Consider the following 14,649-nt stretch of genomic DNA (forward strand, 5'->3'; position numbering starts at 1 on the left):
ACCATGGAGATTCACATGCTCGCTCGCCGCTCCGTCCTATTCGCTCTGGCTGCCGTGCCGGTCGCAGCCCATGCGACGGCGGTTCTCGCGGTCGACGCCCTGCCGGACGCCCGGTTCGTCGGCTTCTGCCAGACCGTCAACGATTTCGAGATCGCCTCCGGCCGCCTGGCACTTGCCAAGTCGACCAACGAGCTTATCCGTGGCTATGCCTCGCGCATGGTGGATGAGCATACCGAGGCTGCGCAGTTCCTGGTCAAGGCCCGTGCCGAAGCCGGCGTTTCCTACGCCCCGGACCCCTCCAATCCGCCGAATACGGTCGCCATCATACAGCGCCTGAACTCGCTGACGGGGGCGGAGTTCGACACGGCCTATGCCAATGCCCAGCTTGCCATTCAGACGCAAGCCCACGATCAGTACGGCGCCTATTCCCAGAACGGTGACAACGGCGCCTTGCGCCGCTACGCCCAGCGGATGCAGCCGAAGTCGGTCGAGTATCTGGAGTATGCCCGCCGCATCGCGGCCGGCCGTTGAACCTAAAGCGAAGACCTGCCCTCTCTGTAGGCTTCGAAGCCCCGCTTGCGCAGTGCGCAGGCGGGGCATTTGCCGCAGCCATAGCCCCAGTCGTTCCTGGGGCCGCGTACGCTGTCGTAGCAGGTATGCGTGTGCTCCAGGATCAAACCGACGAGCGTTGATCCGCCCAGCTCTTGGGCCAGGCCCCAGGTCTCGGCCTTGTCCAGCCACATCAAAGGCGTGTGCAGCACGAAGCTGCGGTCCATGCCGAGATTGAGCGCGACCTGCAACGCCTTCACCGTGTTGTCGCGGCAATCCGGATAGCCCGAGAAATCGGTCTCGCACATGCCGCCCACGAGATTGCGGATCTCGCGCCGCCACGCCACGGCAGCGGCGAAGGTGAAGAACAGCAGGTTGCGGCCCGGCACGAAGCTGTTGGGCAGGCCATCCTTCTCCATGGCGAAGGCGACATCGCGGGTGAGGGACGTCTCGCTGATCTGGCCGAGAACCGCCATGTCGATGAAATGGTCCTGGCCGAGCTTGCCCGCCCATTGGGGAAAGCTGCGGCGAACCTCTTCCAGCACAACAAGTCGTTGATCGAGCTCGATTCTGTGGCGCTGGCGATAGTCGAAAGCCACTGTCTCGACATGCGCAAATCGCTCTAGCGCCCAGGCCAGACACGTGGTGGAATCCTGGCCGCCGGAGAAAAGGACGAGGGCCGATCGAGCGTCGTTCATGTGAGGTCTTATGGCCCGCAACCTCTCTTCGCGCTACCGCGTTGCCTTGTTTGAAGACCATCGGTCAGAGAGGGGGAACGATGTTCGTCTCCGATATCCTGTCCCAAAAGGGCGGCCTCGTGCATACGGTCACGCCGGCAACCTCTGTCGGACAAGTGGCCCAGCAGCTCAGCCTTCGGCGAATCGGTTCGGTTCTGGTACTCGACGACGAAGCGGTTGCCGGAATTGTCTCCGAGCGCGATCTGGTGCGCGCCTTCGCCAGTCACGGTGCGGCGGCAATGGAACTCGAAGCGCGCCACGTCATGACGCGCGACGTGGTGACTTGCGATCCCGACGATTCGATCGACCGCGTCATGGAGTTGATGACTCGCGGCCGCTTCCGCCACCTTCCCGTGGTGCGCCATGGCGAACTGCTTGGCGTGATCTCGATCGGCGACGTGGTGAAGGCGCGCCTGGAAGAGACCAGGCACGAAACCGAGGCGCTCAAGGCCTATATCGTCGCCGGCTGAAGGCGTCGCTTAAATTTCAAGTCTTTCTCCGCTAGGGTCCGCCGGGATCCGGGCGGAGAACGCATGTCATCACCCCTGCAAGGCAAGGTCGCGCTGGTTACGGGCGCAGGCAAGAATATCGGGCGTACTATTGCGCTTACGCTGGCGCGCGATGGCGCGGCGGTCGTCGTCAACGGCCGTGCGGACAAGGCCACCGTCGATGCGGTGGTCGCCGAGATCGAAGGCGCCGGTGGCCGGGCAATGGCCGCCATGGGCGACGTTTCCGATCCCGCCGTGCCGCCGCGTCTCGCGGCGGAGGCGGCCGCCAGGTTCGGCGGCGTCGATATTCTGGTCAGCAATGCCGGCCTGCGACGACAGACATCGTTTCTCGACATGTCGTTCGACGAATGGCGGGAGATCATGGCGGTAGCGCTCGATGGCGCCTTCCTGCTGGGCAAAGCGATTGTGCCGCAGATGGTGGCGCGGGGTGGCGGCGCCTTCGTGGCGCTCTCGGGCATCTCCACGCATGTGGGCACGCCCAATCGCTGCCATGTCTCGGCGTCGAAGTCCGGCCTCGAAGGCCTGATGCGGGCGCTCGCGGTCGAGCTCGCGCCGCACAAGATCACCTGCAACGCGCTGGCGCCCGGCGCCATCGACACGACGCGCGGTGCGTCGGCTGGCCCTGCGCCGGCCAATCGCGTCAACCGTCCCATCCCATTGAAGCGCTTCGGTACGGTCGAGGAGATCGCCGCCATGGTGCGCCTGCTGGTCGGACCGGAGGGCACCTTCATTACCGGCCAAACCATCCATGTGAACGGCGGCGAGTTCCTGACATGAGAAACCTGATCACCGATGTTGCTGGCGTATTGGTTGGCAATGCCGAGGACATGCGTGCGGCGACGGGCGCCACCGTGGCGATCTTCGACGGCGGCGCGGTCGCGAGCGTCGTGACGCTGGGCGGCGCGCCGGGCTCGCGCATGGTGACGTCGCTCGAACCCGAGATGGTGCGCGGCAATATCGACGCCGTCGTGCTGTCTGGCGGCTCGGTCTATGGTCTCGACGCGGCAGGTGGCGCCTCGGCAGTGCTGTGCGCGCAGGGGCGTGGCGCGACTTTCGGGGGCATCACCGTTCCCGTGGCGGTGCAGGCGATCCTGTTCGATCTGGTCAATGGCGGCGATAAGGCGTGGTTGCGTGAGCCGGTGAAGCAACGGCCGCCCTACTGGGATCTCGGCCGCGATGCTGCCCTGGCGGCAGGCGATACTTTCGCGCTCGGCACGGCGGGAGCGGGCGTGGGCGCCACGACCGCGGGTCTGAAAGGCGGATTGGGCTCGACCAGCGCGAAGACCAGCCAGGGCTTCACCGTCGGCGCATTGGTGGCGGTCAACGCTGTTGGCGCCGCGACGATCGGCGACGGGCCACACTTCTGGGCAGGCGCTTACGAGCGCGACGGCGAGTTCGGCGGCAAGGGCTGGCCGGCGCGCCTGCCCGGCGATGCGCTGTCGATCCGCTTCAAAGGCCAGCCGGTGCAGGCGACGGCAACCACGATTGCATTGGTCGCAACCGACGCGCGGCTCGGCAAGGCCGAGTGCAAACGGTTGGCCATCATGGCCAATGACGGACTCGGCAAGTCGCTGCGGCCGGTCCATGCGCCGAACGACGGCGACACGGTGTTCGCCGCCGCGACCGGCAAGGCTGCGGCACTGGGCGATGCAGCTGACCCGAAGGTAATGACCGAGCTGGGCACCGTGGCGGCCGACTGTCTCGCCCGCGCCGTGGCACGCGGCGTCTACGAGGCGACGGCGTTGCCGTTTGCAAACGCGCTGCCCGACTGGAAGACGCGCTTCGGGGGCCGCTGATGATGGGCTATCTCGTCGTGTTCGTGGGCGCAGGCATCGGCGGTGCGGCGCGTCACGGCATGAATATCTGGGTGGCGCGGCTGATGGGCACGCACTTCCCTTGGCATACCCTGGTCATCAACATCCTGGGCTCGCTGGCGATGGGCCTGGTCGCCGGCTTCTTCATGGAAAGATCCGACACGACAGGACATCTCCGGCTCTTTCTGGCGACCGGCGTGCTGGGCGGCTTCACGACATTTTCCGCTTTTTCGCTCGACGCCATTTTGCTGTGGGAGCGTCACGAATATCTTCTGGCCTCACTCTATGTTGGCGGCTCGGCGGCTGGTGCGCTGATCGGCCTGGTCCTCGGCCTATGGTCGATGCGGGTGGCGCTCGGGTGATTTGAGAGTGAGCCAGCATGCTTTCGACGTCGTCGTCCTGGGAGGAGGTGCCGCGGGGCTGATGTGCGCCCTGCGGGCCGGCCAACGCGGCCGCAAGGTGCTGCTGCTCGATCATGCCGAGAAGGTCGGCAAGAAGATCCTCATCTCGGGCGGCGGACGGTGCAACTTCACCAATCTCGACGCCCGGCCCGAGGCCTTCCTCTCGAACAATCCGCATTTCTGCAAGTCGGCGCTGGCGCGCTACACCCAGCACGATTTCATCGAGCTGGTGGAAAAGCACCGCATCGCCTGGCACGAGAAGACCCTGGGCCAGCTCTTTTGCGACGGCTCGGCCCGCCAGATCGTGGCGATGCTGCTCGACGAATGCGCGGCGGCCGGTGTCGATGTCCGCGTCGCGCATCGGGTGACGAAGGTCGAGAAGGCCGACCGTTTCACGATCACGACGGATCACGGTGATTTCTCCGCTGCCGCGCTCGTGCTGGCGACCGGCGGGCTGTCGATACCCAAGATGGGCGCCACGGGCTTCGCACACGACCTCGCACGACGCTTCGGCCTGAAGCTCACCGAAATACGGCCGGGCCTCGTGCCGTTGACGCTGGCCACGCCCGCCATCAGCGGCGTGTCGCTCGACGTCGTGGCGCGTTGTGGCCGCGCCTCGTTCCGCGAGGCGCTTCTCTTCACGCATCGCGGACTGTCGGGGCCGGCGATCCTGCAGGTCTCGTCCTATTGGCGCCCGGGACAACAGATCGTGGTCGACATGTTGCCCGACCTCGATGCCGCCGCGTTCCTGAAGGAGCGCAAGCGGACAAGGCCCAAGGCCGAGCTGCGGACGGTGCTTGCCGAAAAGCTACCGCAGCGCCTGGCCCAGGCGCTGGCGCCCGACATCGGCACAGAGGGCACGATGGCCAACCTGCGCGATCGCGATCTCGAAGCGTTGGCGGCGCGGCTCAAGACCTGGACGATCGTTCCGACCGGCACCGAGGGCTACGCCAAGGCCGAAGTCACCGTGGGCGGCATCGACACCGCCGGTCTTTCTTCCAAGACCATGGAGGCCAAATCCGTTCCCGGCCTCTACGCCATCGGCGAAGCCGTCGACGTGACGGGCTGGCTGGGCGGCTACAACTTCCAGTGGGCCTGGTCGTCGGGCTGGGTGGCTGGAGAGTCGGTCTAGACCAGTCGACCGCCGCCGAATTGCGCAAACACGGTCACGCGCTGCTTGCCTGACGGCTCCACTCTCTCGCCAGGACGAGAGAGTGGAGCGGGTATGAACAGTGGATCGACCATCCGGCAGGAAATCGAAGCAGCGGTGCAGTGCTTCGTGACGCTAGCCAATGCCGGCAGCCTCGAAGCTTTCGCTGACCTCTATACCGAGGATGCGCTGATCTTGATGCCGGGTATGCCGGCCGTGTGTGGCCGCCATGGCGCCGTTATCTTCGGAGAGCACATCCGATCTCGCCGTCCGGCGCGTCTGGTGCTTGCGACCCAGGAGGTCGAGGGGAGCGGTGACGGCGCGTGGGAACGCGGCACTTCCGAGTGGGTACAGCCGGACGGGCAGGTGGCCGATTGCGGCAAGTACATCGTGATCTGGAAGCGTACCGAGGCCGGCTGGAGGCTTCATCGCGACATCATGAACAGCGATGTCCGGCCGGTGCGCGGCTGACGGCGACGACCATGAGCAATATCGCCGAATACGATTCGATGGATGGCCTCTGCATGGCAGAGTTGGTCCGCACGCGCCAACTTCATCCTGGTGAACTGCTCGATGCCGCGCTCGAACGGGCGGCGCGTTGGAATCCCCACCTCAATGCCCTGTCGGCATCGTTCCCGGATCGCGCCCGCGAGGCGATCGCCGGGGACTTGCCGGAAGGTCTCTTTCGGGGCGTGCCGTTCCTGCTCAAGAGCCTGTCGGCCATGCTCGCCGGGGCGCCGGCGACTCTAGGTTCGCGCCTCTTCGCCGATTACGTCGCGGATCACGATTCGACCCTGGTCGAGCGCTACAAGCGGGCTGGGCTGGTGATCTTCGGCATGACCACGACGCCGGAGATGGGGCTCTCGGTCTCGACGGAGACGAGCTACAGCGGCACCACGCGCAATCCATGGAATCTCGCGCACAGTCCAGGCGGTTCGTCGGGAGGATCGGCGGCGGCAGTGGCGGCGGGCATCGTGCCCATCGCCCACGGCAGCGATGGCGGCGGCTCGATTCGCATTCCGGCATCGGCCTGCGGCCTGTTCGGACTGAAGCCGACGCGCGGCCGTACACCCTCCGGTCCACTGGCAGGTGAAGGCTGGGGAAGTCTAGCGACCAGCCATGTCATCGCTCGATCTGTGCGCGACAGCGCCGCCGTTCTCGATGCCACGCACGGGCCGGCGCCGGGCGATCCTTATTGCGCGCCGCCGGTCGAAGGGAGCTACCTTTCGGCCGCCACCACTTACCCGAAGCGACTGAAGATCGCGTTGCAGCTCGCGCCGCTGTCCGGTGTCTCCGTAGCGCCGGAGTGCCGCTCCGCCGCGCTCGATGCCGCGAAGCTCCTCGAAGAACTCGGACACGATGTCGAGGAGGCGCAGCCGGAAGGTTCGTTCGAGGAGCTGCAACGCGCTTCGTGGGTTCTGGTGGCGAGCAATGTGCGCCTGACTTTGAGCCGAAGGGCGCGGGCGTTGGGGCGCAGGCTCGCGGCAGCCGATGTCGATCGCATTACCTGGGCGGCCGTCGAGGAAGCGGACTCGATGAGCGCTGAAGCCTATGCCGCCGCGGTTCAGGCGATCCATCGCCATAGCCGGCGCATGGCGGCATTCCATCGAAGCTACGATGTGCTGCTGTCGCCGACGCTTGCCGCGCCGCCGACGAAGCTCGGCATCCATCATATGGATAGTCCCGATCTAGCGGCCTGGCGCGACGCCATGCGCACCTACTCTCCCTTTACCAGCCTGTTCAACATGAGCGGCCAACCCGCCATGTCTGTGCCGCTTGCCTGGAGCGAGGAGGGGCTGCCGATCGGCGTCATGTTCGCTGCGGCCTTCGGTGACGAAGCAACCCTGTTCCGTCTCGCCGGCCAGCTCGAGGCCACGCGACCCTGGATGCATCGCCGTCCTTCCCTGCCGGCAGGCGCCTGAACGGCAAATTCGCAATCGCAGCGCCGCGCAGGGCGACTGCAACCCCTATCAACGCTGCCAGAGAGGCGCGATGCAGGCTTTTGTCATTCGTCGGATAGCGGCGCTGGTGCCGACACTGTTCTTTGCCAGCGTCATCGTTTTCATGGTCGTGCGCCTGATCCCAGGCGACGTGATTGACCTGATGCTGTCGCAGGACAGCGGCGCCGACAAACTCGACCGCAGCGCGCTGGAACGCGCGTTGGGTTTCGACCGGCCGATGGTCGAACAGTACTTGCAATGGATCGGCGGCGTGCTCTTTTACGGCGACTTCGGGATGTCGCTGTGGCGGCAGACGCCGGTCGCCGACATGTTGGCGGCCCGCCTGCCGGTGACCCTCGAATTGTCTCTGTTGGCGCTTACCATTGCGCTCGCGATTGCGCTGCCGATCGGCATCCTGTCGGCAGTCCGCCAGGATACTGCCGCTGACTATATCGCGCGTTCCTTCTCGATCTTCATGCTGGCGGTCCCAGGTTTCTGGATCGCCACCATCGTGGTCGTTTTCCCGGCGATCTGGTGGGGCTGGTCGCCCGAAGTGAAGTTCACTCCCTTCCGCGAAGACCCGCTTGCCAACCTCAAGCAGCTGATCATCCCGGCGCTGATCATGGGCACATCGCTCTCCGCTGTGACCATTCGCATGATGCGCACGACAATGCTCGAAGTGCTGCGTCAGGAGTACGTGCGTACCGCATGGGCCAAGGGCCTCAGCGAGCGCGTCGTGGTTGTCCGCCACGTGCTCCGAAATGCGCTGATCCCGGTCGTCACCGTGATTGGTCTACAGGCGACGCTGCTGATCGGCGGCTCCGTCATCATGGAACAGATCTTCGTCATTCCGGGCATGGGGCTGCTGCTGATCGAGGCGGTATTCGACCGTGACTATCCGATCGTCACCGGTGTTTTCCTGGTGACCGGCGTGGCGATCGTCCTGATCAACTTCCTGGTCGATCTTTCCTACGGCCTCCTCGATCCGAAGGTGAGGCTCGAATGACCGTCCTCGTACAGACCGAATCCTCATTCCGCGAACGCGGCCCGGTCATGGGATTCCTTCGCCGGCTCTTCCTCGGCAAGCCGCTGGGGGCGGCAGGCGCGATCATCTTCGCGATCTTCCTGTTCTGCGGATTGTTCGCCGACCTGCTGGCGCCATACGGCTACAATCAGGTCGATCCGGTCAACCGGCTGAAGCCGCCGTCGCTGGCCTTCCCATTCGGCACCGACAATCTCGGTCGCGACGTGCTTTCGCGTGTCCTCTACGGCGCGCAGCTTTCGGTCATCATCGGCTTCTGCGGCGCAGCGCTTGCCACCGTCGTGTCGGTCTTCGTCGGCGTCCTGAGTGGTTATCTCGGCGGCAAGTTCGACATCGTCGTGCAGCGCCTGGTCGACGCCTGGATGAGCTTCCCCGATCTCGTGATCCTGATCGTCGTCGTGTCCGTCCTTGGGCCCGGAATGTGGCAGGTGATCGTCGTGCTGGGTTTCCTTTACGGCATTGGTGGCAGCCGCATCATCCGCGGCGCGGTCATCTCGGTACGCGAGAACACCTATGTCCACGCCGCACAGTCGATCGGCGCGCCGATGGCCCGCGTTCTGATCTTCCACGTGCTGCCCAACGTCATGCCGACGGTGATCGTGCTGTTCACCATGCGCGTCGGCGCGGTGATCCTGGTCGAAGCCGGTCTGTCGTTCCTCGGCCTCGGCATTCCGCCGCCGGCGCCGAGCTGGGGCGGCATGCTCACCGGGTCGGGCCGCACCTTCATGTATCTCGCGCCGTGGCTCGCGCTGGCCCCCGGCATCTGCCTCACCTTGGTGGTCTACGGCATCAACATGTTCGGCGACGCGCTGCGCGATCTGCTCGATCCGCGTCTGCGCGGCGGCCGCCACTGAAAATCGGGGGATGGAGAGAATGATGGGACTGAAACGAACCTTGAAGCGGCTGCTGCTGGCTGCAGTTGCCGGAACGGCGCTCGCTGCTCCGCAGGTGCTGCATGCACAGGGGGCGCCGCGCTATGGCGGCACGCTCGATATCGGTACAGTCTATCTTACCTTGGCTCCACTCTCCTGGGATCCGCGCGACTGGGGCTGGAAGTTCAATCACGACACCGGCCAGTTCTACGAGCAGCTTTTCGCCGCCGATCTCTCCAAGTCCGAAGGCCGCGGCGGCAATCACAAGTTCGTGGCCGATGCTTGGCTGCCAGCGGATGCCATCCGTGGCGAGCTGGCCGAGAAATGGGAATGGCAGGAAAACCCGCTGGCCGTCGTCGTCACGCTGCGCAAGGGCGTGATGTTTCCAGAAAAGCCGGGCGTCATGGCGAGCCGCGAGCTCACCGCCGATGACGTCGTCTATGCCTTCGACCGGGTCAACACCAGCCCGCAGAACGCCCGCGGCTTCTTCGACTACATCGAGAAGATTTATGCGCGCGACAAGCATACCTTGGTCATCGAGATGAACCGATACCATTCCGAATGGAATTATCGGTTCGGCTACGGACACTATTCCGGCATCGTGCCGCGCGAGGTCATCGAGGCCGGCGCGACGAACTGGAAGAACGCCAACGGCACCGGCCCCTTCACCCTGGCCGACGTGGTGCAGGGCAACTCCAATGTCTATGTGAAGAACCCCAACTATTGGGACAGCGAGAAGATCGAAGGCAAGGACTACAAGCTGCCCTTCGTCGACAAGGTGGTGTTCCGCTTCATCAAGGACGAGGCGACCTGGATCACGGCGTTGCGCACCGCCAAGCTCGACATCCTGGAATCCGTGCGTTGGCAGAATGTCGAGAGCCTGAAGAAGAGCTCGCCGGCCTTGAAGTGGCGGCGCTGGCTCGGCCAGGCCGGCATCTTCCTGTCGATGGACGTCAACACCAAGCCGTTCGACGACATCCGCGTGCGCCGCGCGCTCAACATGGCGGTGAACAAGCAGGAGATCGTCGACGCCTACTACAACGGCCACGCCGAGCTCTTTGCCTATCCGCAGCATCCCGATTTCGGTGGCTACTTCCAACCCCTGTCCGAGATGCCGACCGCGGTGAAGGAGCTGTTCGAGTACAATCCGCAGAAGGCCAAGGCGCTGCTGGCCGAGGCGGGCTACCCCAACGGCTTCACCTTCAAGACCCAGGTCTGCTCCTGCTTCCCCGATCATATGGAGCTGCTGCCGCTGGTCGCGGGCTACCTCGCGCGGGTTGGCGTCAAGATCGAGATCCAGCCCATGGAGCCCGGCGCCTATTTCGCGGCTCTCGCCGCTCGCAAGATGACGCAGGGCTACTTCTTTTCGATTGGTCATTCCAATCCGACGACGACGCTGACGCGTAACTTCCGCACCGGCTCGCCGTGGAACCCGTCCGGCTGGGCCGACCCCGCCTTCGACGAAAAGATCACCGCGATGTACGCTTTGCGCGACGAGACCGAGCGCCAAGCGCATGTGCGGGCCATGACCGTCGAGATGCTGGAGAAGGCGCCGTACATCTGGCTGCCGACGCCCTATGCCCACACCGCGTGGTGGCCATGGGTGAAAAACTACAATGGTGAACTGCGCGCCGGCGCGGTGCGCCCCGGCCCGATCTATGCCCGCATCTGGATCGATCAGGCCCTCAAGAAGAAGCTGGGATACTGACCGCCATGGCTTCGGTTGCTGTACCGCTGCTCGCGGTCGAGGACCTGTCGGTCCGCTTCCACACCGATAGCGGCATCCTGCCTGCCGTCGATGGCGTCTCCTTCGATGTCGCCGAGGGCGAGACGCTGGCAATCGTCGGCGAAAGCGGTTCGGGCAAGAGCGTGACGGCGATGTCGATCCTGCGCCTGGTACAGCGTCCGGCCGGCGAGATCGCCGGCGGCCGGGTGATGTTCGAGGGGCGGGATCTGCTGGCGCTCTCGGAACGGCAGATGCAGGAGATTCGCGGCGACCGCATTTCGCTTATCTCGCAGGAGCCGATGTCGTCGCTCAATCCGGCGCTCAGCATCGGCCTGCAGGTCGGCGAGCCGCTCAACCGCCACCGCGACATGCCATGGTCGGCAGCACTACGCGAGGCCGAGACCCTGCTCAGCCGGGTGCATATTCCCGACGCGGCCAACCGCGTGCGCGCCTATCCGCACGAATTCTCCGGGGGCATGCGCCAGCGCGCCATGATCGCCATGGCGCTGGCCTGCACGCCGCGTCTGATCATTGCCGATGAGCCGACGACGGCGCTCGACGTTACGGTGCAGGCGCAGATCCTCGAACTCCTGAAGCAGCTCACGCGCGAGGCCGGTTCGGCGATGATCCTGATCACCCACGATCTCGGCGTCGTCGCCCGTTACGCCGACCGCGTTTCAGTGATGTATGCCGGCCGCATTGTCGAAAGCGGCACGGCGCTCGAGATCTACGAGGATCCGCGTCATCCCTACACAATGGGGCTGATGGCGTCGGTGCCGCGGCTCGACGACGCTGAACGTCAGCGGCTGGTGCCGATCGAGGGCCAGCCGCCTGACCTCGCCGCCATGCCGCCCGGTTGCTCCTTCGCGCCGCGCTGCCGCTTCGCCATCGATCGTTGCCGTCGGGATCGACCGGTTCTCGAACCTGTCGACGACGGCACTCACAGGAAAGCCTGCTTCGCCGATGTCACCCAGTTCCGCTGAACCGCTGCTGCAGGTCGAGGGCCTGCGTGTGCATTTCCCAGTTCGTCGCGGCCTGCTCGCCAAAAGGCGCGTCGGCTCGGTCAAAGCCGTCGACGGGATCGACTTTGCCCTCAAGGCGGGCGAGACGCTCGGCCTGGTCGGCGAGTCGGGCTCGGGTAAATCCACGGCAGGGCTCGCCGTGCTGCGACTGCTGGAGGTTACGGCGGGCCGCGTATGCTTCGAGGGCCGCGATGTTACCCGTCTGGACCGCGGCGAGATGCGGCCGATCCGTCGGCGCATGCAGATGGTCTATCAGGACCCGTTCAGCTCGCTCAATCCGCGCATGAAGGTAGCTGACATCGTCGGCGAACCGTTGATCGTGCACGGTGTGGGCGATGATCGCGTCGCGCGCCGAGCCCGCGTCGCCGAACTGCTCGACATGGTCGGGCTCAGGCCCGAGATGGGGCGCCGCTACCCGCACGAATTCTCCGGTGGCCAGCGCCAGCGCATCGGTATCGCCCGCGCGCTCGCCGTGAACCCCGCGTTGGTGGTTTGTGACGAGCCGGTTTCGGCCCTGGATGTCTCTATCCAGGCGCAGGTCGTCAACCTGTTCCAAGACCTGCAGGCGCGGCTCGGCCTTGCCTATCTCTTCATCGCCCACGATCTCGCCGTGGTGCGCCACATCAGCGACCGCATCGCCGTCATGTATCTCGGCAAGATCGTCGAGCTTGCGCCGCGCGACCAGCTTTACCGCCGACCGCAGCATCCCTATACGCGGGCGCTCTTGGCGGCGGTGCCGATCCCCAACCCACGCCTCGAAGCGCAGCGTTCGCACCAGGCGCTGGTCGGCGAGATCCCGAGCCCGCTCAACCCGCCGCCCGGCTGCCGTTTCAATACGCGCTGCCCCATGGCGACCGACCTTTGCCGTACCGAGGAACCGCAACTGCGCGAGCTGTCGCCCGGTCATCGCGCGGCCTGCCACTTTGCGGAAGGTTGATCTTCTATCCTCTCTGGCGGAGACGCGAGGGTAGAGATCAGAGCAGTAGCGACAGATCTTCTGGCCGCACGCCTGCCACCAGCGGCACGTAGAGCCGGATCTTCTGCTCGGTGTCGACCTTGTAGGAAGGGTCGTTGAGGTAGCGCATCAAGATCGGCCGGTTAAGTACGCGCGCCTTGTTCAGCGCGGCGTCACGATCGAGGCGTCGCCACACCGCGTCGGGCTGGCCGCCGAGGCAGGCATGCCAACCGCCGTCGAGACGCTGCTGCTGCAGCCGGAAGCGGCCGTCGACAAAATCGTTCTCCAGCGCGCAGGCATGGGCGAAGACGCGGTCCGGCGAGAAGACTCCGAACACGTTCTGATTGCGCATCGGCACGGCGGCGATCTCGAGCCGCCCCATCAACTCGTCATAGGCCGTCCAGGCGCCGGCCCAGCTGCGCTCTATCTCCATGGTCTGCATGGTGAGCGCCGGCAGCTCGACGACCGTGGCGTCGACGCTCTCCAGCAGCCCCATGGCCTCGTCACGGACACTCGGCACCGTGCCGAATTGCCGGCGATAGGCACGGGTGAAGGCCTGCGAGCTGTCGTAGCCCGAGTCGAAAGCGACCTCGGTGACGCTGAGCGCCGGATCGGCCGTGAGCCGCTGCCGCGCCGCTTCGAGCCGGAGGCGGCGCAAGGTCGCTTGCGGTGTTTCGCCGACGGCGCTCTGGTAGAGGCGGATGAAATGGAACAGCGACAAGCAGGCGATATCGGCCAGCTCGGCCAACTTCATCTGCGCATCGGGTTCGCTGCGGAAACGCTGCTCGACATGACGCACAGCTCGGCGAATCCGGCGGCGACGCTCGACACTCGTGGCTAGTCGCATCCCCATGATCCGCTCCTGCGGCCCATCCCCCTACAGAACGATAGCACAGATATCCGGTTGTCAGCGCCGGGCGGCGAAGGCCAGTGCCCGGTCGATCGCACTCCGTACCTCGGCGCTGTCGGTGATGGCGTCAAAATTGTGCGGTGCTCCCGGAACGTTGATCAACTCGAACGCCACGTCGGCTGCTAGCAGCTCGGCGGTCGTCTCATCGAGCAGTTTTAGGAGGCCAGGCAAGGCGTCGCCGCCGCCGCGCAAGACCAGGAGCTGCGTACGCTGGCTGGCGAGGCGCTTGGCCGCCGCCGAGAGACTCATGCGCGCAGCGAGCGTGGCGTCGGTGACGGCTGCGGTCGGGCTGCCCGGCACGACGCCCGTGGACGGATAGAACATGACGACGCGGTCGGTGCGCAGCGGGCGGCTGTCGCTCAGCAGCTCCGGCACGAATAACCCGCCGGCCGAGAAGACAAAAGCGGCAAGATGCCGTGTGTCGAGACCGCGGCCGGGCCCTTCCTTGGCCAGCCAGGCGAGGACGGTGTCGGTCTCGGCCAGAGCCTGGTCGAGGCGGCGGCGAGGCACGCCGAGCGAATGGTCGAACATGACGGCAGCGACGCCGCTCGCGGCCAGTGCGGTACCCCAGTCGCGGAACACCTGCCAGGCCTTGGGGCGGATCGTGGCTTCGTCGGGCAATCCGCCATGGAGCAGGAGCACGACGGGGATCGGCTTGCCGCCGGTGGGTTGTGGAATGGAGAGGTCGATCTCGATGAGCGTGCCATCGCTGCGCTTGCCGACTTCGATACTGTGCCGGTCGATATTGGCAGCGTCGCGCAGCGGATGCTTGAGAGGCGCCTTGGTCGCCGCAATGTAGCGGGCGATCGCCTGGGCGCGCGCATCGTCGGCCGGGGGGCTGGAGGGCGGCGGTGTCTGCGCGGCCAGCGGCGTCGACCAAGCCGCCATCATGGCGAGCGATCCGAGCAATCCGACGATTTTCATGATCAAGGTCCCGTCCGGCTTCAAAGCACCGCGCAGGGCGGTGGGCCGGATGCTAGGCCGCGGCCGGAGACGGCACGGTGCCGCGATTGCCAATTTGA

The 14,649-nt window shown here is 65.5% G+C and carries 16 protein-coding genes; 13 read left to right on the forward strand and 3 right to left on the reverse strand.

Translation table 11 applies throughout. The annotated features are described in order from the left end of the window. Nucleotides 1-15: 15 nt before the first annotated feature. Nucleotides 16-531 (forward strand): DUF4142 domain-containing protein, encoded by a 516-nt coding sequence (locus BN60_RS27015; RefSeq protein WP_020699316.1) that lies wholly within the window; start codon nucleotides 16-18, stop codon nucleotides 529-531. Between the two features lie 2 nt (nucleotides 532-533). Here the strand turns inward: BN60_RS27015 and queC are convergent, their stop codons facing one another. After that, a complete protein-coding gene (gene queC, locus BN60_RS27020; RefSeq protein ID WP_020699317.1) occupies nucleotides 534-1,247 on the reverse strand; it encodes a 7-cyano-7-deazaguanine synthase QueC in 714 nt (237 codons plus the stop codon). A gap of 80 nt (nucleotides 1,248-1,327) precedes the next feature. Here queC and BN60_RS27025 point away from each other — a divergent pair, with 80 nt between their 5' ends. From BN60_RS27025 to BN60_RS27080, 12 genes are all read left to right on the forward strand, one after another. Next, entirely contained in the window at nucleotides 1,328-1,756 is a 429-nt protein-coding gene (locus BN60_RS27025; RefSeq protein ID WP_020699318.1) for a CBS domain-containing protein, read from the forward strand. 63 nt (nucleotides 1,757-1,819) lie between these two features. Next, on the forward strand, nucleotides 1,820-2,572 hold the full coding sequence (locus BN60_RS27030) for an SDR family NAD(P)-dependent oxidoreductase (RefSeq protein WP_020699319.1): 753 nt from the start codon (nucleotides 1,820-1,822) through the stop codon (nucleotides 2,570-2,572). Continuing rightward, nucleotides 2,569-3,591 carry a P1 family peptidase gene (locus tag BN60_RS27035; RefSeq protein ID WP_020699320.1) on the forward strand — a complete coding sequence of 341 codons (1,023 nt, stop codon included), beginning with the start codon at nucleotides 2,569-2,571 and terminating at the stop codon, nucleotides 3,589-3,591. The genes BN60_RS27030 and BN60_RS27035 overlap by 4 nt, the downstream gene beginning before the upstream one ends. Next, complete coding sequence (gene crcB, locus BN60_RS27040; RefSeq protein WP_020699321.1) at nucleotides 3,591-3,971, forward strand: fluoride efflux transporter CrcB; 381 nt, start codon at nucleotides 3,591-3,593, stop codon at nucleotides 3,969-3,971. Before BN60_RS27035 ends, crcB begins: the two co-directional genes overlap by 1 nt. A gap of 1 nt (nucleotide 3,972) precedes the next feature. After that, entirely contained in the window at nucleotides 3,973-5,142 is a 1,170-nt protein-coding gene (locus BN60_RS27045) for a BaiN/RdsA family NAD(P)/FAD-dependent oxidoreductase (RefSeq protein ID WP_043284372.1), read from the forward strand. A 93-nt stretch (nucleotides 5,143-5,235) separates the two neighbouring features. After that, nucleotides 5,236-5,631, forward strand: coding sequence for a YybH family protein (locus tag BN60_RS27050; RefSeq protein WP_020699323.1), 396 nt, complete (start codon nucleotides 5,236-5,238; stop codon nucleotides 5,629-5,631). Nucleotides 5,632-5,642: 11 nt separating this feature from the next. Further along, nucleotides 5,643-7,082: an amidase gene (locus BN60_RS27055; RefSeq protein ID WP_020699324.1), complete on the forward strand. Its 1,440-nt coding sequence runs from the start codon at nucleotides 5,643-5,645 to the stop codon at nucleotides 7,080-7,082. A 70-nt stretch (nucleotides 7,083-7,152) separates the two neighbouring features. Then, nucleotides 7,153-8,106 (forward strand): ABC transporter permease, encoded by a 954-nt coding sequence (locus BN60_RS27060; RefSeq protein ID WP_020699325.1) that lies wholly within the window; start codon nucleotides 7,153-7,155, stop codon nucleotides 8,104-8,106. Next, nucleotides 8,103-8,996, forward strand: a complete 894-nt coding sequence (locus BN60_RS27065) for an ABC transporter permease (protein ID WP_020699326.1) — start codon at nucleotides 8,103-8,105, stop codon at nucleotides 8,994-8,996. The genes BN60_RS27060 and BN60_RS27065 overlap by 4 nt, the downstream gene beginning before the upstream one ends. 19 nt (nucleotides 8,997-9,015) lie before the next feature. After that, on the forward strand, nucleotides 9,016-10,722 hold the full coding sequence (locus BN60_RS27070; RefSeq protein ID WP_043284376.1) for an ABC transporter substrate-binding protein: 1,707 nt from the start codon (nucleotides 9,016-9,018) through the stop codon (nucleotides 10,720-10,722). 5 nt (nucleotides 10,723-10,727) lie between these two features. Continuing rightward, nucleotides 10,728-11,723, forward strand: coding sequence for an ABC transporter ATP-binding protein (locus BN60_RS27075; protein ID WP_020699328.1), 996 nt, complete (start codon nucleotides 10,728-10,730; stop codon nucleotides 11,721-11,723). Continuing rightward, nucleotides 11,704-12,699 (forward strand): ABC transporter ATP-binding protein, encoded by a 996-nt coding sequence (locus BN60_RS27080; RefSeq protein ID WP_020699329.1) that lies wholly within the window; start codon nucleotides 11,704-11,706, stop codon nucleotides 12,697-12,699. Before BN60_RS27075 ends, BN60_RS27080 begins: the two co-directional genes overlap by 20 nt. Before the next feature lie 37 nt (nucleotides 12,700-12,736). Here BN60_RS27080 and BN60_RS27085 read toward each other — a convergent pair whose 3' ends face one another. Continuing rightward, nucleotides 12,737-13,570: a helix-turn-helix domain-containing protein gene (locus tag BN60_RS27085; protein WP_083856309.1), complete on the reverse strand. Its 834-nt coding sequence runs from the start codon at nucleotides 13,568-13,570 to the stop codon at nucleotides 12,737-12,739. A 54-nt stretch (nucleotides 13,571-13,624) separates the two neighbouring features. Beyond that, on the reverse strand, nucleotides 13,625-14,551 hold the full coding sequence (locus BN60_RS27090) for an alpha/beta hydrolase (protein WP_020699331.1): 927 nt from the start codon (nucleotides 14,549-14,551) through the stop codon (nucleotides 13,625-13,627). Nucleotides 14,552-14,649: the final 98 nt, after the last annotated feature.

Source organism: Reyranella massiliensis 521 (assembly GCF_000312425.1).
GTDB lineage: Bacteria > Pseudomonadota > Alphaproteobacteria > Reyranellales > Reyranellaceae > Reyranella > Reyranella massiliensis.

Coding starts and splice junctions, on each gene's coding strand:
- BN60_RS27025 (WP_020699318.1), top strand. CDS start 1,328: ATGTTCGTCTCCGATATCCTGTCCCAAAAGGGCGGCCTCGTGCATACG.
- BN60_RS27050 (WP_020699323.1), top strand. CDS start 5,236: ATGAACAGTGGATCGACCATCCGGCAGGAAATCGAAGCAGCGGTGCAG.
- BN60_RS27090 (WP_020699331.1), bottom strand. CDS start 14,551: ATGAAAATCGTCGGATTGCTCGGATCGCTCGCCATGATGGCGGCTTGG.
- BN60_RS27085 (WP_083856309.1), bottom strand. CDS start 13,570: ATGGGGATGCGACTAGCCACGAGTGTCGAGCGTCGCCGCCGGATTCGC.
- BN60_RS27065 (WP_020699326.1), top strand. CDS start 8,103: ATGACCGTCCTCGTACAGACCGAATCCTCATTCCGCGAACGCGGCCCG.
- BN60_RS27035 (WP_020699320.1), top strand. CDS start 2,569: ATGAGAAACCTGATCACCGATGTTGCTGGCGTATTGGTTGGCAATGCC.
- BN60_RS27060 (WP_020699325.1), top strand. CDS start 7,153: ATGCAGGCTTTTGTCATTCGTCGGATAGCGGCGCTGGTGCCGACACTG.
- BN60_RS27030 (WP_020699319.1), top strand. CDS start 1,820: ATGTCATCACCCCTGCAAGGCAAGGTCGCGCTGGTTACGGGCGCAGGC.
- BN60_RS27055 (WP_020699324.1), top strand. CDS start 5,643: ATGAGCAATATCGCCGAATACGATTCGATGGATGGCCTCTGCATGGCA.
- BN60_RS27075 (WP_020699328.1), top strand. CDS start 10,728: ATGGCTTCGGTTGCTGTACCGCTGCTCGCGGTCGAGGACCTGTCGGTC.
- queC (WP_020699317.1), bottom strand. CDS start 1,247: ATGAACGACGCTCGATCGGCCCTCGTCCTTTTCTCCGGCGGCCAGGAT.
- BN60_RS27015 (WP_020699316.1), top strand. CDS start 16: ATGCTCGCTCGCCGCTCCGTCCTATTCGCTCTGGCTGCCGTGCCGGTC.
- crcB (WP_020699321.1), top strand. CDS start 3,591: ATGATGGGCTATCTCGTCGTGTTCGTGGGCGCAGGCATCGGCGGTGCG.
- BN60_RS27080 (WP_020699329.1), top strand. CDS start 11,704: ATGTCACCCAGTTCCGCTGAACCGCTGCTGCAGGTCGAGGGCCTGCGT.
- BN60_RS27070 (WP_043284376.1), top strand. CDS start 9,016: ATGATGGGACTGAAACGAACCTTGAAGCGGCTGCTGCTGGCTGCAGTT.